Below are 19,570 nucleotides of genomic sequence, written 5' to 3' on the forward strand. Positions count from 1 at the left end.
GTCTTATAGGCAGGTTACCTACGTGTTACTCACCCGTCCGCCGCTAAACATCAGGAGTGCAAGCACTCCATCAGTTCCGCTCGACTTGCATGTATTAGGCACGCCGCCAGCGTTCGTCCTGAGCCAGGATCAAACTCTCCAATAAGGATTTATCGAGCTGAACACCCCCGAATCACTTCGAGAAAATATCCAACCTTCAAAATCATTGAGAGCGATTAGCTCATTTAGAAAAACTGACGAGAACATAATGTTCTCTTATATTTTCATCATCCATTTGTTCAGTTTTCAAAGAACTTGATTCTTTTATCGTAGCCGCCATTTTCTCGCGACTGGATATCTATCATAACATTTTACCGTCATTGTTGTCAACATCTTTTTTCGACATTCTTCAACATCTTTCGACAGTGTTTTTGTATCGCTTGAAGCGACAAGAAATAATATAACACGTTAAAATAATTTTGACAACCCTTTTTATAAATTAATATTCATTCTACCGATTAATGATAAAAAAGAAGCGCTGCTGTCGACTAAGATTATCCGACAAACTGCGCTTCTACATATAACAATATGATGCTGCTTAACAATACAATTCTATTTAAGCTGCAGGAGCTTAACGAATTCATCCTCGTCTTCAATGGTATCTATACCTAGCTGCTGAGCTTTAGCGAGCTTGCTTCCGGCTTTTTCTCCCGCTATGACGAGATCTGTTTTTTTCGATACACTTCCCGTTACCTTTGCACCCAGCGCCTCAAGTCTTTCGGTAGCTTCTTCTCTCGTTAGCTGATGCAAAGTTCCTGTAAGCACAACCGTTTTCCCGCTGAAGAATGAGTCAGTCACAACGACCTGAGCCTCTTCAGGTGCTTTGGCCTCGACTCCAAGAGACAGCATCTTCTCGATGCTCGCTTGTATAAATGGATCCTGGAAGAAGGATACGATACTCTCCGCTACGATAAGTCCTACATCAGGAAGTTCCACCAGTTCCTCTACTGTCGCATTCATAATGCGGTGAAGGTCGCGGTAGTGATCTGCAAGCATCTTGGTCGTCGACTTCCCTGTGTTCGGAATACCCAATGCATACAGGAAGGATGCTAAATCTCTGCCTTTGCTTTCTTCAATGGCTGCCAGCAGATTTTTTGCCTTCTTGTCACCGAACCGGGACAATCCAATGAGATCTTCATAAGTCAGCGTGTAGAGCTCTGCCGCTTCTTTTAATCCTTTCTCATCATGGAGCTGGATTGCTGTCTTATCACTGAAAGTCTCAATGTCCATGGCATCACGGGAAGCAAAATGAGAAATTCGGGCTACGATCTGCGGCTTGCAGTTCATTTTATTGTTACAGAATAAATGCGCACCGCGTTCCTCCAGCGGATACCCACATGAAGGACACTCCGTAGGATACACAATCTCTTCTCCATCGGCTTCCTCTGTCACCTTACCCAAAATTTCAGGAATGACATCGTTCGATCTCCGGATAAAGACACGAGTCCCAAGTGCGAACTTCAGGTTCTTTCGCTCGATATCACCCACGTTGTTCAGTGTACAGTTCGATACGGTCACACCTGCAAGCTCTACTGGTTCAACACGAGCAAGTGGTGTGACTTTTCCTGTACGTCCCACATTCCAGCTGACCGAATTCAGCACCGTCGTTGTTTCTTCCGCCTCAAACTTGTAGGCAACAGCCCACCGAGGGAATTTGTCGGTATAGCCCAATACTTGCCGGGTACGAATATCTGTAAGCTTAATAACCGCTCCATCAATAAGATAGTCCAGCTTATCACGATTCTCCTGGATTTCCGCCAGGCGCTCCATCACATCGTCAAACTCTTGGAAGTAGCTGATATAAGGATTTACTTTGAAATGGTTGTCGCGCAGAAACTGCATCATCTGCTCATGACTCTCAAATGTTATTGCATCCGAATAGCCCACATTGTAGAAATACGCACTGAGCCTGCGTTCTGCAGTCACTTTAGGATTCAAATTGCGAAGTGCTCCTGCTGCAGCATTACGCGCATTCTTGAGAGGGTCGGCTGCTGTCTCATTATATTTGTTCAGCACCGAGAGATTCATAATCCCTTCCCCCTGCACTTCAATCGTACCGTCTGTGTAGGGGATAGTGAGTGGTACAGACTTGATCGTTTTTACTTGTGCCAAAATCCCTTCACCAGTTACTCCGTTCCCTCGGGTCGAAGCTTGAACAAGTTGTCCATCCGTATAGGTCAGATTCAAAGTCAGACCATCAAACTTCAATTCAATCGCATAACCGGGTTCAGGAAGCGGTGTATCGGGATTCTTGGTGTTGTAATCCTGAACAAGACGCTGCACTCTGCCATTCCAGCTGCGAAGCTGTTCGATGTTCTGTGCCTTGTCCAAGCTCCATAGAGGAGATAAGTGACGATGTGGCTTGAAGCCTTTGAGCAGTTCGCCTCCCACACGCTGAGTCGGAGAATCGGGGAGTACAATCCCGCTTTGCGTCTCAAGTGACACCAGCTCATCGTACAAAACATCATACTCTTTATCACTAATCTTCGGCTTGTCCAGTGTGTAATAGTGATAATTGTACTCATTCAGCTCCTTTACGAGCTGTTCCAATCGATGCATTGGATCCATGTAGGGCTATCCCTCCGTGATAATAAATTCAAATAATATGTAAGGCCCGTGAAAGACCAAACTCTTGTACTGCCAGATTATACTGCTAGATAAGCGTATACTGTCCTACAAAATTCTCCTTCTCACGGGTACCTTTATTAAAATGGTGTACTCACCTATGATGTTCATTTTTAGCACTAAAGCTTGATAGATTGATCAGCAAAAGGTATGCGTACGCAGCCTCGCCATCATCACTATTCGACCTTGGTAATCGGCGCAAAACCGGCGAGCAGACGTTTTACACCAACCGGCGCAGGGAAAGCAATCTGCAGCTCCATGTCGTTGCCTGCACCTTTAATGGAGACAATCGTTCCTGTTCCCCATTTGCCATGCTGGACTTTGTCGCCTGCTGCGAAATCCTTCGAGCCACTGCCTGCCGTACTTGCAGCTGCACCACCTGGTCTCCCTGTAGTAACAGATACTTTAGAAGCTTCTGCAGAAGCCGTAGAACCACCGAAGCCGGTACTGGTAGTCCGAGAACCTCCAAAGTTACTTCCTCCTCCAGAAAAACCGCGTCCTCCATAGGAGCCGCCAGCGTTGCTGCCTCCCCCGCGGCGATAGCGGTCCTGGGCAATTTTCGTATCCTCCTTAAGATCTTCCGGAATCTCATCCAGGAAGCGGGAAGGTGGATTCGCTGTGGTCCGTCCGAACAAAGTCCGCATTTGGGCACAGGACAGGAAGAGCTGCTGTTCCGCACGGGTAATCCCTACATAAGCAAGGCGGCGTTCCTCTTCAAGCTCTTCCTCATCCATAAAGGTACGGCTATGCGGGAACACGCCTTCCTCCATCCCGATAATGAAGACAACAGGAAACTCCAGTCCCTTGGCACTGTGCATGGTCATCAGAACGACCGCATCATCCTGCTCTTCCTCGTCATCATTCATGCTGTCAATGTCAGCAATAAGAGCCAAATCCGTAAGGAACGATACAAGTGATTTGTCTTCATTGTTCTTCTCGAACTCCATCGTTACAGACAAGAACTCATCAATATTCTCAAGTCTGGCCTTGGATTCCAGCGTATTCTCGTTCTGGAACTCCAGACGATACTGGCTCATCTCGAGTATTTTCTCCGTCAGCTCCGTCACCGACAAATACTCAACCATCCGATGCAGGGCCGCAATCATATCATAGAATTCAACCAGTGCATTACGTGTGCGTCCAGCAAATCCCAGATCATCTACCACTTCAAGCACTTTAAAAATGGATACTCCTCTCTCCCCCGCTGCGGCAGCGAGCTTTCCAACAGTCGTATCACCGATGCCCCGTTTAGGTACATTGATAATTCGTGTCAAGCTGATATCGTCATCAGGATTGGACAAAAGGCGCAAATAAGCAAGGACGTCCTTAATCTCTTTACGGTCATAGAACTTAATCCCGCCGACGATTTGGTAAGGAATATCCGATTTAATCAAAATTTCCTCGATTACCCGGGACTGTGCGTTGGTACGATACAATATTGCATGATCCTGATAGCTCTTGCCCTTGTTCACGTTCTTGCTGATCTCGGAAGTTACAAAATATCCTTCATCATGCTCGGAGTCCGCACGGTAAACCTTGATCTTGTCCCCGCCAGTCTTATCCGTCCACAGCTTCTTCGGCTTGCGTCCCGAATTAAGTGCGATGACGGCATTAGCTGCATCCAGAATATTGGAAGTGGAACGATAATTCTGCTCCAGCAGGATCGTACGGGCTTCCGGATAATCCTCTTCAAAGTTCAGAATATTGCTGATATCGGCACCGCGCCAGCGATAGATCGACTGGTCACTATCACCCACGACGCAAATACGGTGATGCTTGTCCGCCAGCATGCGGGTCAGCATATACTGCGCACGGTTCGTATCCTGATACTCATCTACGTGGATGTATTGGAATTTCTTCTGGTAGAAGTCAAGTACTTCCGGCACTTCTTTGAACAGCTGAATGGTTGTCATAATGAGATCATCGAAATCAAGCGAGTTGTTCGCTTTCAGTCGTTTTTGGTACATCGTGTATACTTTCGCCACAATACCTTCAAAATAATCACCAATCTTCGCTTCATACTGTGCAGGAGTGACCAGCTCATTCTTCGCCGTACTCATGGCAGACTGAATAGCTTTGGGTTCAAACTTCTTCGTATCAATATTCAGATCCTTCATACAGTTACGAATAACGGACAGCTGATCTGCCGAGTCCAGAATACTAAAGTTAGATGTAAATCCGATTCGTTCTATATCACGGCGCAAAATCCGCACACACATGGAGTGAAACGTAGATACCCAAATATCGCGTCCTTCCGACCCGACGAGCTTCGATACCCGCTCCTGCATCTCCCGTGCTGCCTTATTCGTAAATGTGATGGCCAGAATGCCCCAAGGTGCTGTTTTTTTGGTGGCAATCAAGTAAGCGATACGATGAGTCAGCACTCTCGTCTTACCACTGCCTGCGCCGGCCATAATGAGAAGTGGTCCTTCTGTTGTAACCACCGCCTCCCGCTGCGGAGGGTTCAGACGTGCAACAGCGTCCTGTATATTAATGGATTGCATACATGCAAGCCCCTTTCGTTATTGAAGTAAAAAAAGTGCATCATCCTCTATTTTGAGGTTGGTTTGGTCTCATCCGGTTTGACAGCCTGAACCGTAGCAAGCGCTGATGGCAGATCATAATAAACGGCATTGCCCACAACAATGGTATGCGCTGCTTTTGCCGCCTGAGCTGCTGTATCATAATCGACAATCCCGCCGCCATAAAACAGCTGAGACTGGAATGCTGCATGGCGTGCCGCCTCTAACTTATCCATCTCACCGAAGGTTCCGCTGTATTCAATATACACAACAGGCAGATTCATCAGCCTGTCCGCTACCTGTACGTAAGCAGCAACTCCTTCAGCCTCAAGCTCTGTATTCGGTGAAGTCAGTCGCGCTACCGTCGAATCAGGGTTCAATACGATATACCCTTCACACACGATAAGCTCCCAAGGAATCATATACCCGAACTGCTCGATGGCTGCCTGATGCTGTCCAGTGATCCAGCGCGTATCCTGCGCGTTCAGCACCATAGGGACCATGTAAAGATCAAATCCCGGGACGACCGCCTCAAGGTCAGAAATCTCTTGTACACATGGAAGCTCATATCTCCGCACCCTGGACAGCAGGTCCACCGTGTTATCGTACGTGACGCCAGAAGAGCCGCCGATCATGATCGCATCGGTTCCGGACATGCATACCGCATCAAGCGCCTCATCTGTCAGTTCCCGGTCAGGATCGAGTTTGAAAATATGCTTCCATTCCTTGATCATTTCCTTCAAAATTCCATTCCTCCACGCGAGCAAATCACTACTAAAACAAGTCTATGATAGCGGGATAAGGTAAGTCAATGTTCGTATGCAAGGCGAACAAGATTTTTAGCTGGAAACGGAGGATGGAATACCAAAAAACCTGCTGCTTTCTTGCGAAAGAGCAGGTTTACACAGGAACTGGGAAGCTACGGATAGGGAGCTGCCTTAATTACGCTGTCATTGATTTAATTTAACCGGATTAAACATTTGTGCTCTAAACCATTCACTCATTAAATCATTCACTTATGACACAATCCTGCCTTAATACTCACTTACCCGATTGTGGACATATAATCGTTTGGGCTTCTCCGCGTAGAGCTTCTGCAATTCTCTCAGCTCCCGTTTTAATTGAGCATTCTCATCCTTCAGTAGACGAATCTGCTCCTCCGCAACATGAAGCTTATCCTGCAGCTTCTCCTCCAAGGTCCAGTGCTTACGGTTATGTCGCTGTCTGCCCTCATTCATGAGCCCCTTCTCACCGTACTTATCAAAAATGGCCCTCCATCGCTGTAAGCATCGTTTGGGCGTATCTGTGCCGATGGCTTCCAAGCAGAAACCGCCGCGTATAAAAATATCCCTTGGCCGAATTCCATCTTGATCTGCCCGAATTGCAGCAATTTTGAAAACGGGTGTATAAGTAATATTCCTGCCCTCGATACTGGATACATTCGGATTATGTCTGAGCTCATGCAGCTGGGCCTGTGTAAACTCTTTGGGTCTTCGGGTTGCTTTTGCCATATCGAAAAACCTCACTTACGCTTATGTAATTTATATGATTCATCCGGGCTAACATCAAAAAGACCCGCTAGGAGGCGCTGTCCGAGCAGCCTTCTAAGCGAGTCTGAATGGTCCAGCTTAAGGACAGCCCCTAAGCTAATTATCTGCAAAATACTTCCAAAAGTTTATAGAAGAACGTAAATTCATCATATGAATTCAATTCACAACGCATGAAATGAGGAAATGGATTCCGTTATAACATCGTCACATTGTTTTTACCTTGGCTTTTGGCTGCACGCAGGGAAGCTTCTGCTTGCCCAAACAAAACATCAGGATGAGTCGCCGCATCCGGCACAATGACTGCTGCGCCGACACTTACTGTCAACCATTCATGCTTATAAGCATTCAGGTTAGGGTGCACAGGAATTTGAAGCGCCTCAACTCCTTGTCTGATCTCCTCTGCCAGGCTGAGCACCGCTTCTTCGGTCGTACTTTTAAGCCGCAGCCTAAATTTCCCGCCGCTCTTTCGGCAGATGGATGCGTTATATTCTTCTCTTTCGCCAAGCACTCGCAGAACGTCTGCAACCCACTGCAAACACAGGTCTCCGTTCTTAAGCCCATGGGTCAGGTTATATGTCCGGAAATCATCCACATCAATCATAAGCAGCCCCATGGAGTATTTCTCTTCTATACAGCTCTCCCATTCCTGACACAGCTCTCTATCAAAAACAGAGCAGATTGATAGTCCTGTGAGCGAATCGGTAACGAGATAGCTTTTGAGCTGGTCCGTCATTTCGGCATATTCCTTTTTCTCACTGCTGGATACGCCCTGATGAATCAAGATCATGAAGGAAGGCTCACCCCCATGCATCACGGAAGCCAGCGTATACTCCAGAAGCAGTGAATCACCGTCAGCCTGTTCAAAGTAAGACTTGCCTGTGACTAACTCGTTATTTCCCACATCAAGCTCTTCCAACTTCTGTTGGAAGCCGTCCTTCGACGGATCCGCAATATAATGAAGAAACGCTTTGCCGGTCAGCGCTTCTGTTGACTCATAACCCAGCTGCTGAGCTGCTTTACTGTTACAGTATATGATCTTCCCATGGGTTACTGTGAAAAATCCAACCGGTGACAGCTCCATAAGCTGTAAATACCGATGCTCATTATCTCGGAGAATGCGGGCATTTTGAATTGCTTCCACTTCCATCTGCCTGAGCTGATTCTCTGTCTGGCTCCGCACGATGCTTTTTAGTTCAGGAAGAATATTCAGCTCTTTACTCAGCCATGGATATGAGGTGGATTCGACTACCTCACGCCATTTTTCGAATGATTTGCGGGGGGACAAGCGATAGCCATCGTCTGCTTTTATTACCGCTTTGGATGGATCTCCTGCCCACTCCACGATCTGAACTACCTCGGCTCTGAACCATATAATATAGTCCCGATGTTTCTGATCCATAGATAGATAGAGCACCCCGGAGCCTATTTTTTTATATTTATCAGCTGGCGGATATTCGGCACTCAGCTTCGAAGAATGGTAAGTGTAGTCCTTAGCTTGACTCGATAACCACTCTGCCAGGTCACGAACCTGTTCAGCAGATGGTGTCTTCCCATAAAACAGCAGATCATTCTGGTACGATACGACTGCGCCTGACGCATTCATCAGCTGGAGCAGTGACTCCTGCTCCTTATCCAAATCTGCGATCACACGAGATGAGCTTGTATTGCCAATGAAGATCTGCACAATTCGCGAAGCGGTCTGTCTCAGCTTGATCTCATCCTGATAATCATCCAGCTGCTGACGCTGAACCAATTCACTGCTGAAAAAAGCACCCAAAAAGTTACACAAGTTCCTTACACGGTGAGGTATATATTTAGGAGAATAGTGGTGACACGTAATCAGCCCCCGTAGCTCACCATCGTGAATCAGAGATATCGTTACTGTAGCCTGAACTCCCATGTTCTGCAAATATTCAATGTGCATGGGAGACACACTTCGGAGCACAGACAAGCTGAGGTTCAGCGGTTTGCCTGTTAATGGGTGTACGGTCGGCACAATCGGCACAGGTGCATAATCAACATCCACAATCGTTCTCAGCCAGTTGCGGAGGTAGAGCTCACGAGCTTGTCTCGGAATGTCCGACGCGGGATAGTGATGGCCCAGAAAAGACTCCAGCCCCACTTCCCTCGCTTCAGCAATTACCTTACCATTCCACTGCTCATCAAATTCATAGATCATGACCCGGTCGTACCCAAGCATCTCCTTCACTTGCTCAGCAACCACCTGGCTGGCCTCATATCTGGTACTGGTACGCTTAACTCGACTGAAAAAGGTATGAATCCAGTTATAATCATTTGTCGTAGACGGCTCTTCTTGAGCCGGTTCAAGCTCCAATATAATCAGACCTTCGCTGGAATGCGCGATGCCAAAAAAGTCCTTATCCGTCTGTGCGTTCTTGATCTTTACACTCATATATTGCAAGTCTGACGTATCACTCGCACTTAAATTACGGTCAATCAGCTCTTGCAGCGACTCCCAGCCAATGAGATCTGCGACCGGCGTTCCGATCAGCTCCTCTGCTTCTTGTCCAAAGAACTCAAAGGTATTGGCACTGCATTGCACAATCGTATGGGGCGTCTCACTCAACACGGAGATCAAAACCCCATGCGGCTGAATCATTCCCGGAATGTGTATCGGTTCCTTCTCACAGTTGGTCAGGTCTATAGGCTCACCCGGATCGAGCTCCTCTTGTGATTTGTACAATGTTCGATTCAGTAATTGGTCATCCTGGTAATCCTCGGTTCCTGACATTCTCGTAAGATCCTCCCTTTATAATTGGCCACCAACCGTATGGCTGCTGATAAGCCATTGATTCAGCAATCGGAAGGTCTCTTTTGCCGTATCAACGATGACCTCACGATCCGCACCGGCTTCAACAGCATTGTTCATCGTCTCACTTAATTCTTTCCACTGCGTACGTGTATCTTGTCCATAAGCATTAAAATACGAAAGTCCCGCACCCGGCTCCAGAGACAAATGGTCCCTCAGCTTCCGGGTAATGATCTGTCCTCCCAGCGTGGAGCCTTCAATGACATATAGATAACCCAGCAGCTGTTCAGTTGAAGCGATCTCGGGAATGTCATTGCAGATAGGAATCTGCTCTTTATTAGAAGAGATGAATGCCAGATCCTGCTCCAGCAGTGTTGTTTTTGCACGGTGCTTCATATCAATGCCCAGCTCCTGGACACCATCAAGCTGTGCAATCTGCTGTTCGATCGGCTGAATAAAGCCGTAAAATTTCTCTAAATACGCCTGGTATTCGGCTGCGGTAAGGGTATGGTTCATAATGGCTGTGGCGTAATCATTTTGCTCAATCTGATCATGATCCTCCGCCGTTTCTTTCCTGAGCTGTTCCATAATGGTTGTCATTTCCACGAACCTCCCTGTTCATATCAATTAATAAAATATAGATAAAAAACCAATTCCTTCAGTATAAACAATGTTAGTCGAAAAAACGATAGATTATCAAGTAATCACATAGGAAGATGTTTGCCATTGACCTGCTTAAATCCTCTCGCCTATGCTTATATAAATAGTAATAAACGATGATAGGGAGAGAAATATAAATGCGTTTATGGCACGAAGATCTAATCCATGTGCTCCCGAGACCCCAGCTCCTTGGACAACACCGTGAATGCTGCGCTCTGCGGGGCGGTGGATGGGGCAAGAAGCACGCGACCGTCAATTATGTGTTTGACTATCATCCGCTGAAGCTGGTACGTTACCATATTTTGATTATAGAAGAAATGAAAAACCGGGGATACAACGTAGATGTCCTATGGGAGGACCCCGCATATCGCGGAAAGCAGACCGATCCATGGGATTGGGCGGAAGCATACGATGTGATGTCCCATGCGGGGTATGATGAGCATGACGATGCCTACATGAAGGAGTGTCTGGATAATCTTGCAGAGAAGGGCATTATTCTTGAAGTGGGTGCGAAGTAGGCGGACAGTTTAATATAAGAGGTAGAGGGAGATATTGTGATTGGAAAGAGGCAAGTATAAGACCGTAAAGAAAAAGATGGCGTTCTCTTGGAGCAAGAGTCTGCCATCTTTTTTTATTGCCTTCAGTATGCGTTCTTAAATCCATTAAGGATGGTCTTGAAAATAATTTTAATGTCAAACAGCAGGGACCAATTCTCGATGTAGAAAATATCCTGCTCAATCCGGTCCTGAATGGAGGTGTCTCCCCGCAGACCCTGGCTCTGGGCAAGCCCTGTAATCCCTGGACGGACATGATGCTTAATCATGTATTTTGGAATCTCTTCCTTGAACTGATTCACAAAGTACGGACGCTCCGGACGGGGACCGACGACACTCATATGTCCGAGCAGTACGTTGAAGAACTGCGGAAGCTCATCCAGGCTCGTAGCTCTTATGAAGGAGCCGAATCTCGTGCGTCTCGGGTCATTACGAGTAGTCCAGCCGGTATCCATCGTTCCCTCCGGAAGCAGCTTCATCGAACGGAACTTATACATATGGAAGGTTCTGCGGTTCAATCCTACACGCTCTTGTTTAAAAATAATGGGGCCAGGTGAAGTCAACCTCACCCCCAGCGCAACAAGCAGCATTAATGGGAGGGTGATGATAATGGCCAGTATCGAAAAGACGATATCGAACACGCGCTTAACCAATCGGTTCATCGTCAGATCGAGCGGAATGTCTCTTACGTTGATAAGCGGCATGCCGGCAAAGTAATCAAACATCGGACGCGCAGGCAAATAATCAAAGAAGTCCGGGATGATTAGCGTTCGTACGCCTGCTTTTTCACATGTGTTAATAATCTCGGGATACTTGCTGTGTGCATCCAGTGGAAGAGCGAGTACAACTTCATCGATCATATGCTTAGAAAGAATGGCTGACAGGTCATCCATCGAGCCTAGAATCGGCTTGAAATGCTTCCGCTCGTCCTCATCCCACTTCCGATAATCGTCCAGAAAGCCAATGACCTCATAACCTAAGTCAGGATACTGTCGCAAATTATTGTAGAACGTTCTGCCAAGAGAGCCCGCTCCTAGAATGAGCATAAACTGACGATTGTACCCTTTTTGACGTAAGGATTTAAGAATCTGTTTTAATACATAGCGGTACAGCAGGGTAAAGGTAATGTTCCCGATCATGTACATTCCCAGATAGGAACGAGAAATATCCACTTCTTTGAAGAAGAACATCAAGCTTAATAACACGAATAAGCTGATCAAATGAATCTCGATGATCTTCCAAAAATCCTCGGCATACCTTTTCTTGCGCTTTGGCGTGTATAAGGATACCAGAAACCCTACAATAATGGCGATTCCTCCGTATACAAGACTCCACAGCGTATAAGTTTCGAGAGGTACAGACACCTCGTATGGCAGCAATCCACTCTCAAACTTCAGCCACCAGGCGAGTAAGAAGGATAGCTGTATAATGAAGAAATCCACACCGACATACAGTTGTGTTAACAACTGCTGATTTCTGCGGATCATAAGTTCACCTCATTGCGAGAAGACTTTCCGGTTAATTGAGGCTCTGACTCTCCCCTGCTAATAAACCGGGCCAATCCATTATTAAAGAAAGATACTGCGAGTTTGACTCCAATTCCGCTATATACGGCTGCATTCGTTAATAGATTATATTTCGCTTGGTAATGCTTCTGATGGAATATCCACATGGCTCTATGAAATTCGTAGATGATCTTGGCTGGCTTTCTTCGAGAACTGGCGCCTTTGTAGTGAATAATATATGTATATGGGTAGTAATGAATGTCCCAGTCCGCTTGTTTGATTCGGTAGCACCAATCTATATCTTCGCCGTACATAAAGAAGGTCTCGTCCAGACCACCAACCTGCTCTATTGCTTCCCGCCTTACTAGCATAAATGCCCCTACGAGACAATCGATCGGATAAGCTTGATCCGGATCCAAATGTCCCAGCTGGTATTGATTATATTTCGGGTTATGAGGAAACAGCTTCGAAATGCCAAATGCATAATAGAATGACGCAGAAGGCGTCGGAAAGCCTCTCTTGCAGGCCTTATCCAGCGATCCATCCGGCAAAATAATCTTGCAGCCCGCTGCTCCCACCTTCTTATTCTCCGGCGCATCCATGAAGGATAGCATCGTTTGCAAAGTGCCCTGCTGTACGACCGTATCCGAATTGAGCAGAAGTGAATATCGGCCACTAGCTATCGCGAGCCCCTGATTGTTCGCTTTTGCGAATCCTGTATTCTCTTGGTTGGCTATTAGCCGAACCTCTGGAAACTGTTCAGCAACTGCTTCAACGGTACCGTCGCTAGAATGGTTATCTATTAAAATGATTTCATAGACATACTCCGTTCTGGATTCATATACAGATGCAATGCAATCCAGCGTCAGCTGCCTCGTATTGTAATTCACGATGATAATGCTAAGATCCATGAGAAATCTCCTGACAAATTGTACTAATCTATCGACAATTATAGCACATGGAGATATATTTTTCCTGAAATGTCCTGGATTTAACTTTTAGGAGGGGCTACTCATACCTTACCCGCAATAAATATCAGCTTAAATATCAAGTTGTCTATCGTTGATTGTCTGTATAGCCTTGTAGTGAGCACATATGAGATTCTCTTCAGAAAGCTACTATTACTGTACTTAATAAACCGATCCAACTGGACTACGTGATTCTGATCTAATTTTTCTATGAAGACTTTCCTGAATTCTACTGCTTGCTGTGTCAATATAAAATGATTTTGCCCTTTGAAAAATCGAATCAGGCGTTTCTTCCATTTCAATAGAATAGAATCTGATGCTCCTCCAAGCACGTTGTTCTGATGCTGCCTATACAAAATACTTGGGGTAGAATCGAAAATCACCTTTCCAAAAGCTGAAGCAGCAAGATAGATCCACCAATCATGCATTATAATTTTGTTAATATCCGCGGGCGGTGTATCTCTGATCATTCTATAGCCTTTCGCATTAAGGACTGATGTACAACCGACGCAGATATTTTCTATTAAGGCATTATAAATACTGCTTCCTTTCTTCGGCTGTTCAGGCCATATGCTAATTGGTGAGAGTTTCTGATCAACCATCTGGGTAGAGGAACAGTAGAGCACAGGTGTGTTCACGTCCACAGAGGAATTTATACATTGAATCGCTCTCAATAGTTTATTTGGAAGCCAAACATCATCTTGATCACAAAAAGCATAATAGTCATAATTCTCATCTGCATGCTTAATCAATTCAAAAAAACTTTTTTTCACTCCGACGTTATTCTCAATAAAAAGAGTGAACTTTAAAGGATATTCATCTGCATATTGAGCTAGAATCTGAACGGTTTTATCTTTCGAACCATCATCACGAATAGCAATATGTATCTTAACTTTTTCTTGAACTAGTAGACTTTCAATCTGCTCCTCAATATATAATTCTCCATTATATGTAGACATCATTACGAGCACTTTAGGATAGGTGATTCCCATTATTAATCAACCTCTCTAAATAAAATAAAACCTCTTCATTATATCAGAGGTTTTATCACAAATGGTTAATTATTCAAGTTAATAAAATGATTCCTCAAAAATTCCTGCAGTCCCATTTTCCAGTGTGGAAACTCCTCTAGGCCATTCGTTCGAATCGAAATATGATCCAATACCGAATTTGCGGGCCGTGGAGCGGGCCGTGGAAATTGATCTGTCCCACAAGGTGATAAGGACACTTTAAATTTTACTCCGTAAGCGGAAGAGGCTTCTTCCAATATGAATTTCGTGAATTCATACCAAGTACACTCTCCGGTTCCTGAAGCATGATATATTCCATATTTCTCAGTTTCACTAAGCTCTAGCAAAAACTTGGCTAGATGAATTGTATACGTTGGCGAACCCTTTTGATCATCCACCACATTAAGCTCGGGTTTTTCTTGAGCTAAGCGCAGCATTGTCTTCACAAAATTATTTCCATGCGCTCCATATACCCATGAAGTTCTAACGACAAAATAGCGCGATGAGAGTGATTGTGTTAATATCTCTCCAGCTCTTTTCGACTTACCATAAATGCTTTGAGGATTGGTGCTATCGTATTCCTGATACGGTTTATCTGACTTGCCGTCGAAGACATAATCCGTGCTAACGTATATAAGTTTGGCCCCTACCTTTTCCGAGGCCACTGCAATATTCCTAGTTCCTACTGCATTAATAAGATAAGCACCATCCACATCGGACTCTGCTTGATCCACTGCTGTATACGCAGCACAGTGAATAATGGCATCAGGTTTAAACGATCCTATCACTTGATTGCACTGTTCTTGATCTGTAATGTCCAGGTCATTCCGTTCGCATCCCATAACCTCATGACCTGCTTGACTAAAAATAGCTACTACATCTTTTCCAAGCTGACCGCCAGCACCTGATACCAGTATCCGCATATGTCCCTCCAGTTTACTCTCCGTATTGGTTTTTATAATACTCCTGATACTCACCAGATTGAATCCGTGTCCACCATTCTTTGTTAGAAAGATACCATTGAATCGTTTCTTTAATTCCTGTTTCAAATTGATGTTTTGGATTCCATCCTAATTCTTTTGTGATTTTCGTTGGGTCAATTCCGTATCTTCTGTCATGCCCTGGACGATCTTTCACATACGTAATTAAGGATTCCGGTTTATTCAGCTCTCTAAGAATCGTTTTCACAATATGAATATTCGTCCGTTCGTTGTTTCCGCCAATATTGTAAACTTCACCGACTACTCCTTGATGAATAACAAGATCGATCGCACTACAATGATCTTCAACATAGAGCCAATCCCGAATATTCAATCCATCACCATATACAGGAAGTTCCTGATCGTTTAGTGCACGAGAAATAATCAGAGGGATTAGTTTCTCTGGGAATTGATAAGGGCCATAGTTGTTAGAGCAGCGCGTTATGTTCACAGGTAGTCCGAAGGTTTCATGATAAGCTCTTACCAACAGATCTCCGCCTGCCTTGCTAGCAGAGTAAGGACTATTAGGTTGGAGCGGCGTCTCCTCTGTAAAGAGACCCGTCTCTCCCAGAGAACCGTACACCTCATCTGTTGAAACCTGAACAAATTTGGTGACCCCATATTTCTTAGCTGCATCCAATAGAACCTGAGTTCCTAGAACATTCGTTTTTACAAATAATTCAGGATCTTTAATACTTCTGTCTACATGGGATTCTGCTGCAAAATTGACAACTACATCTATCCCTTGTTGGAAAATTTGATCGACCGCTTTAGCATCTGCGATATCTGATTTGACGAAGGAATAGTTAGTATTCCCCTCAATCGACTTTAAGTTTTCAAGGTTTCCAGCATAAGTAAGTGAATCCATATTAACTATATGATAGGTTGGATACTTGTTCAACATATATATGACAAAGTTACTTCCAATAAAGCCAGCTCCGCCGGTAACTAACAATTTCATTACATAGTCCTCCTACTCAAAGTTGATCTCTGCATCCTTTAGCAGCGGATGTCGCTGATCTTTGTCAGACAAGATAGGATTTAAGGTCGGCCAATCAATGGCTAACGCAGGATCATTCCATAATATGCCTCGATCATTCTCTGGTGAATAGTATTCATCCACCTTGTAAAGCACTTGAGTATTAGGCACCAGTGTACAAAATCCGTGAGCAAAACCTTTAGGAACTAAGAGCTGGCGTTTATTGTATTCACTAAGAATTACACCGACCCATTGTCCAAAGGTTTGCGAATTTTTACGAATGTCTACGATGACATCATAGATCGCTCCAGATAGAACACGTACAAGTTTCGTTTGTGCTTTAGGGTTTAGCTGATAGTGTAGACCGCGAAGTACGCCTGTTTCTGCAGAAAGCGATTGGTTATCTTGAATAAAGTTATAATTAAGTCCATCTTGCTTAAATAGCTTATCATTATAGCTCTCCATAAAGTAGCCACGATTGTCTCCATGGACAACTGGATCGATGAGGTATGCACCTTGCAATGATAACGATTGTTTGATCATATCCGAGAACCTCCTTAACTCAAACTTTGAGTTTCCCAAACTCTTCTCCAAATTCTATGTACTTGGCAAGTGTGTTAGCACGCATAAGGGATGAATGAGTACCAGCGTCTGTCCACCATCCTTTAAGAATTCCATAAGTTAATTCGCCTTGCTCAATATATTTATTGTTAACATCTGTGATCTCCAACTCGCCACGGTGAGAAGGCTTTAGACTCTTAATAAGATTAAAAACATTGTGGTCAAACATATATATACCTGTAACTGCATAACTCGATTTAGGATATAGAGGCTTTTCTTCAATCGAAACAATGGCATCTCCGCTAATTTCTGGTACGCCGAATCTATGCGGATCTTCTACTTCCTGTATTAAAATTTTAGCCCCTATGTTCTGGTCTGCAAAATTATTCACAAAAGGAGTAATATCATCTTCAAAAACATTATCCCCTAGAATAACAACCATCTTGTCTTCGCCTACAAAGTTTTCAGCAAGTCCTAATGCTTGTGCTATCCCTCCCGCCTCATCCTGCACTTTGTAAGTGAATTCAACCCCTAGTTCAGAACCGCTACCCAGCAGGCTTACTACATCCCCCATATGTTCCTTGCCCGTAACTATTAAAATATCAGTCAACCCGGCTTGTTTAAGTTTATATATTGAATGAAATATCATTGGGTACCTGCCTACGGGAAGTAAATGCTTATTTGTTACTTTTGTTAATGGAAAAAGGCGGGAACCTGTCCCGCCTGCTAAAATAATACCTTTCATCAAGAAGTCTCCTTTAAAATCAAATCAATTCTTTTAGCACGTTCTTGCCAGGTATGTTTTTCTAGAAAAGCTCTCTTTTCAATATCAAAAACACTGGTTAGTTCGTCTTTTTCTAGCATTCTTATATATCCTGATAACATTTCATAGTTTGAATACAAGTTTACATAAGGCAGAAATTTATGCATTTCCTTATAATCGATCGCAAATATAGGTTTATTGAACAAAATATATTCATAAATCTTAACTGGATCTACTGATCGTACTAAATCATTTAATTGAAAAGGCATTACAAGTCCATCTGCTTGCTGTGCTAAATAAAATAAATTATCATGTGGAACAGCGCCCAATATTTTTATTCTGGGATGAGAAAGAACCTTTACCTCAACAGGGCCAATCAAATGAAATATAACGTTTGGAAAATCACCCAATAACCTTAATATTAAGTCAAAATCCAACCATCCGCCTACAGTTCCAATGTAAATTAAATTAATGTCGTTCCCCGAAGATTTTATTAAACTATATTTAGGAACAACTGATTTCTCCTGATTCAATAAAGAATCTGATATACCATTGTTAATCAAATATATAGTTTTATTTACTGAATATCTCGATAATATTGTCTCTTTTAAATGAAGTGAAGATGCGATAATAACATCGGATCTCTCAATAAGTTTCTTTTCAAGTACCTTCATTTTTCTTACCTTCTCATCATCTTCATAAAAAGATAAGAAGTCATCCATACAATCATATATAATTCTCTTATTCTCTAATATTTCAAGGTCTATAAAGTCTAGTAAAATTGGGGAAGTAATCCATATATAATCATACTTTTTTAAGCAATAAGATACTCTAAAGTTTAAAATTCTTTCTACCATTCTAAGAATCTTAGACCTCCCCGATAAGGGGAGCTTTAAGATTCTTAGAATCTTGGATGCAGTGTAGGTTTTTCTTTTGTTTCTTAAAGTATCTTTCCTTGAACCTTTGTAGAGCTTCTTAATATAAAATAAGTCGATTTTAAAGTACTGTGTTAATTCTTCATATAAAAAATGAGGGCGTTGCTTTATCCAATTCCAGTCCACATGCATTAAATATGCAATTTTATTTTCTATAGCGAACTACTCCTTCAATTATTGCTATTAAGCGAGTAAGTTAGAGTCTATTGCATTCCATTTGTCTAAAAAATATCTCCCGTTTCTTTCCATCCTTTTTTTGTGCTCTAGTGAGCCTGAATTAGTTGTTTGGTGTGGAAGATGGAATATAGACATGTATGGGCAGTAGGCTAGTTCATAACCAAAATATTTTATTTTCAAGGATAAATCTGTGTCCTCAAAGCATGTTGGATCATAGTATTCATCAAATCCTTCAATCTCTTCAAACAATTTTTTTGTCATCAATAACCCGCTTGTGGCAAGATAAGCAACATCTGTTCTAAAAAGTTCAGAGGGCTTAATAGCTCTATTTTCGTAATAATCCACAATAGGCCCCTCTACTGAGCCTTTATCAAACCAGCCGGCATTCCATCCAACAGCACCTACTGTTTTATGTGAATAGATAATGTCGATTGCATGATCAAGCCAGTTTTTCTCGATAATCCATTGATCACTATCTAAAAAAAATAATAACCCACCTGTTGAATGCTCAGCACCAAGATTACGCCCTGATGAACAGCCATTTTTACTGTTCCTCAAAAGTGTTATTGAATCTTCAAATTCCTCCTTGAGCAATTCATATGAGCCATCAGTACTTTGATTATCTACAACAACAACTTCATAATTATAAGAGTTAAAGTGTAAAAGACTTCTAACACATTTAAATATAGTTTTCATATTATTTCTATTCAGAATTACAATTGATATTTTCTCGTTTTTTTCGAATTTTTCACTATATTCCAGTATCTCTCTACATCTAGAATACCAATTATTTTGAAGCACAAAAACATCGAACTCGTCGATTCCCAATTCACTGTCAATTAACTCCAACCACTCTTCTTTTATGTCAGAAGTAAATACATTTGGATAACCTTCAATATCTGGAAGATTTGTTGAAACAACTTTTTTTCCCATACTTATATATTCAAATATTTTTAATGGTGACACATACTT

16 protein-coding genes and 1 rRNA gene are annotated in these 19,570 nt (G+C 43.3%); 1 reads left to right on the forward strand and 16 read right to left on the reverse strand.

Going from position 1 to position 19,570, the window contains the following annotated elements:
• The 7 genes from TCA2_RS25645 to TCA2_RS25675 all read right to left on the reverse strand — a co-directional run.
• A 16S ribosomal RNA gene (locus TCA2_RS25645) occupies positions 1-145 on the reverse strand; the annotation flags it as partial.
• Positions 146-591: 446 nt separating this feature from the next.
• On the reverse strand, positions 592-2,607 hold the full coding sequence (gene ligA, locus TCA2_RS25650) for an NAD-dependent DNA ligase LigA (RefSeq protein WP_047914449.1): 2,016 nt from the start codon (positions 2,605-2,607) through the stop codon (positions 592-594).
• A 233-nt stretch (positions 2,608-2,840) separates the two neighbouring features.
• On the reverse strand, positions 2,841-5,168 hold the full coding sequence (pcrA, locus tag TCA2_RS25655) for a DNA helicase PcrA (RefSeq protein WP_047914450.1): 2,328 nt from the start codon (positions 5,166-5,168) through the stop codon (positions 2,841-2,843).
• A gap of 47 nt (positions 5,169-5,215) precedes the next feature.
• Positions 5,216-5,929: a heptaprenylglyceryl phosphate synthase gene (locus tag TCA2_RS25660; protein WP_047914451.1), complete on the reverse strand. Its 714-nt coding sequence runs from the start codon at positions 5,927-5,929 to the stop codon at positions 5,216-5,218.
• Between the two features lie 291 nt (positions 5,930-6,220).
• Positions 6,221-6,697 carry a hypothetical protein gene (locus TCA2_RS25665; RefSeq protein WP_047914452.1) on the reverse strand — a complete coding sequence of 159 codons (477 nt, stop codon included), beginning with the start codon at positions 6,695-6,697 and terminating at the stop codon, positions 6,221-6,223.
• Positions 6,698-6,929: 232 nt separating this feature from the next.
• A complete protein-coding gene (locus TCA2_RS25670; RefSeq protein WP_047914453.1) occupies positions 6,930-9,488 on the reverse strand; it encodes a diguanylate cyclase domain-containing protein in 2,559 nt (852 codons plus the stop codon).
• An 18-nt stretch (positions 9,489-9,506) separates the two neighbouring features.
• Entirely contained in the window at positions 9,507-10,106 is a 600-nt protein-coding gene (locus tag TCA2_RS25675) for a biliverdin-producing heme oxygenase (RefSeq protein ID WP_047914454.1), read from the reverse strand.
• 197 nt (positions 10,107-10,303) lie between these two features.
• Here TCA2_RS25675 and TCA2_RS25680 point away from each other — a divergent pair, with 197 nt between their 5' ends.
• On the forward strand, positions 10,304-10,684 hold the full coding sequence (locus TCA2_RS25680; RefSeq protein WP_047914455.1) for a TIGR02328 family protein: 381 nt from the start codon (positions 10,304-10,306) through the stop codon (positions 10,682-10,684).
• A 122-nt stretch (positions 10,685-10,806) separates the two neighbouring features.
• Here the strand turns inward: TCA2_RS25680 and TCA2_RS25685 are convergent, their stop codons facing one another.
• The 9 genes from TCA2_RS25685 to TCA2_RS25725 all read right to left on the reverse strand — a co-directional run bounded on the left by TCA2_RS25685 (position 10,807) and on the right by TCA2_RS25725 (position 19,564).
• Positions 10,807-12,207 carry an undecaprenyl-phosphate glucose phosphotransferase gene (locus TCA2_RS25685; protein ID WP_047914456.1) on the reverse strand — a complete coding sequence of 467 codons (1,401 nt, stop codon included), beginning with the start codon at positions 12,205-12,207 and terminating at the stop codon, positions 10,807-10,809.
• Positions 12,204-13,136, reverse strand: a complete 933-nt coding sequence (locus TCA2_RS25690; protein ID WP_047914457.1) for a glycosyltransferase family 2 protein — start codon at positions 13,134-13,136, stop codon at positions 12,204-12,206. The genes TCA2_RS25685 and TCA2_RS25690 overlap by 4 nt, the downstream gene beginning before the upstream one ends.
• A gap of 101 nt (positions 13,137-13,237) precedes the next feature.
• On the reverse strand, positions 13,238-14,185 hold the full coding sequence (locus TCA2_RS25695; protein WP_052512304.1) for a glycosyltransferase family 2 protein: 948 nt from the start codon (positions 14,183-14,185) through the stop codon (positions 13,238-13,240).
• A 65-nt stretch (positions 14,186-14,250) separates the two neighbouring features.
• A complete protein-coding gene (rfbD, locus tag TCA2_RS25700) occupies positions 14,251-15,126 on the reverse strand; it encodes a dTDP-4-dehydrorhamnose reductase (protein ID WP_047914458.1) in 876 nt (291 codons plus the stop codon).
• Positions 15,127-15,139: 13 nt separating this feature from the next.
• Positions 15,140-16,144: a dTDP-glucose 4,6-dehydratase gene (gene rfbB / locus TCA2_RS25705; protein WP_047914459.1), complete on the reverse strand. Its 1,005-nt coding sequence runs from the start codon at positions 16,142-16,144 to the stop codon at positions 15,140-15,142.
• A 12-nt stretch (positions 16,145-16,156) separates the two neighbouring features.
• The gene (gene rfbC / locus TCA2_RS25710; protein ID WP_047914460.1) at positions 16,157-16,705 is read right to left on the reverse strand and encodes a dTDP-4-dehydrorhamnose 3,5-epimerase; all 549 of its coding nucleotides are present in this window, start codon (positions 16,703-16,705) and stop codon (positions 16,157-16,159) included.
• A 19-nt stretch (positions 16,706-16,724) separates the two neighbouring features.
• Complete coding sequence (locus tag TCA2_RS25715; protein ID WP_047914461.1) at positions 16,725-17,468, reverse strand: sugar phosphate nucleotidyltransferase; 744 nt, start codon at positions 17,466-17,468, stop codon at positions 16,725-16,727.
• Positions 17,468-18,343 (reverse strand): hypothetical protein, encoded by an 876-nt coding sequence (locus TCA2_RS25720; protein WP_193746123.1) that lies wholly within the window; start codon positions 18,341-18,343, stop codon positions 17,468-17,470. The genes TCA2_RS25715 and TCA2_RS25720 overlap by 1 nt, the downstream gene beginning before the upstream one ends.
• Positions 18,344-18,604: 261 nt before the next feature.
• Positions 18,605-19,564, reverse strand: coding sequence for a glycosyltransferase family 2 protein (locus TCA2_RS25725; RefSeq protein ID WP_047914463.1), 960 nt, complete (start codon positions 19,562-19,564; stop codon positions 18,605-18,607).
• Between the last annotated feature and the right edge of the window lie 6 nt (positions 19,565-19,570).

The organism is Paenibacillus sp. TCA20 (assembly GCF_000732325.1).
GTDB lineage: Bacteria > Bacillota > Bacilli > Paenibacillales > Paenibacillaceae > Paenibacillus > Paenibacillus urinalis.

Coding starts and splice junctions, on each gene's coding strand:
- ligA (WP_047914449.1), bottom strand. CDS start 2,607: ATGGATCCAATGCATCGATTGGAACAGCTCGTAAAGGAGCTGAATGAG.
- pcrA (WP_047914450.1), bottom strand. CDS start 5,168: ATGCAATCCATTAATATACAGGACGCTGTTGCACGTCTGAACCCTCCG.
- TCA2_RS25665 (WP_047914452.1), bottom strand. CDS start 6,697: ATGGCAAAAGCAACCCGAAGACCCAAAGAGTTTACACAGGCCCAGCTG.
- TCA2_RS25670 (WP_047914453.1), bottom strand. CDS start 9,488: ATGTCAGGAACCGAGGATTACCAGGATGACCAATTACTGAATCGAACA.
- TCA2_RS25675 (WP_047914454.1), bottom strand. CDS start 10,106: ATGACAACCATTATGGAACAGCTCAGGAAAGAAACGGCGGAGGATCAT.
- TCA2_RS25680 (WP_047914455.1), top strand. CDS start 10,304: ATGCGTTTATGGCACGAAGATCTAATCCATGTGCTCCCGAGACCCCAG.
- TCA2_RS25685 (WP_047914456.1), bottom strand. CDS start 12,207: ATGATCCGCAGAAATCAGCAGTTGTTAACACAACTGTATGTCGGTGTG.
- TCA2_RS25690 (WP_047914457.1), bottom strand. CDS start 13,136: ATGGATCTTAGCATTATCATCGTGAATTACAATACGAGGCAGCTGACG.
- TCA2_RS25695 (WP_052512304.1), bottom strand. CDS start 14,185: ATGGGAATCACCTATCCTAAAGTGCTCGTAATGATGTCTACATATAAT.
- rfbD (WP_047914458.1), bottom strand. CDS start 15,126: ATGCGGATACTGGTATCAGGTGCTGGCGGTCAGCTTGGAAAAGATGTA.
- rfbB (WP_047914459.1), bottom strand. CDS start 16,144: ATGAAATTGTTAGTTACCGGCGGAGCTGGCTTTATTGGAAGTAACTTT.
- rfbC (WP_047914460.1), bottom strand. CDS start 16,705: ATGATCAAACAATCGTTATCATTGCAAGGTGCATACCTCATCGATCCA.
- TCA2_RS25715 (WP_047914461.1), bottom strand. CDS start 17,468: ATGAAAGGTATTATTTTAGCAGGCGGGACAGGTTCCCGCCTTTTTCCA.
- TCA2_RS25720 (WP_193746123.1), bottom strand. CDS start 18,343: ATGGTAGAAAGAATTTTAAACTTTAGAGTATCTTATTGCTTAAAAAAG.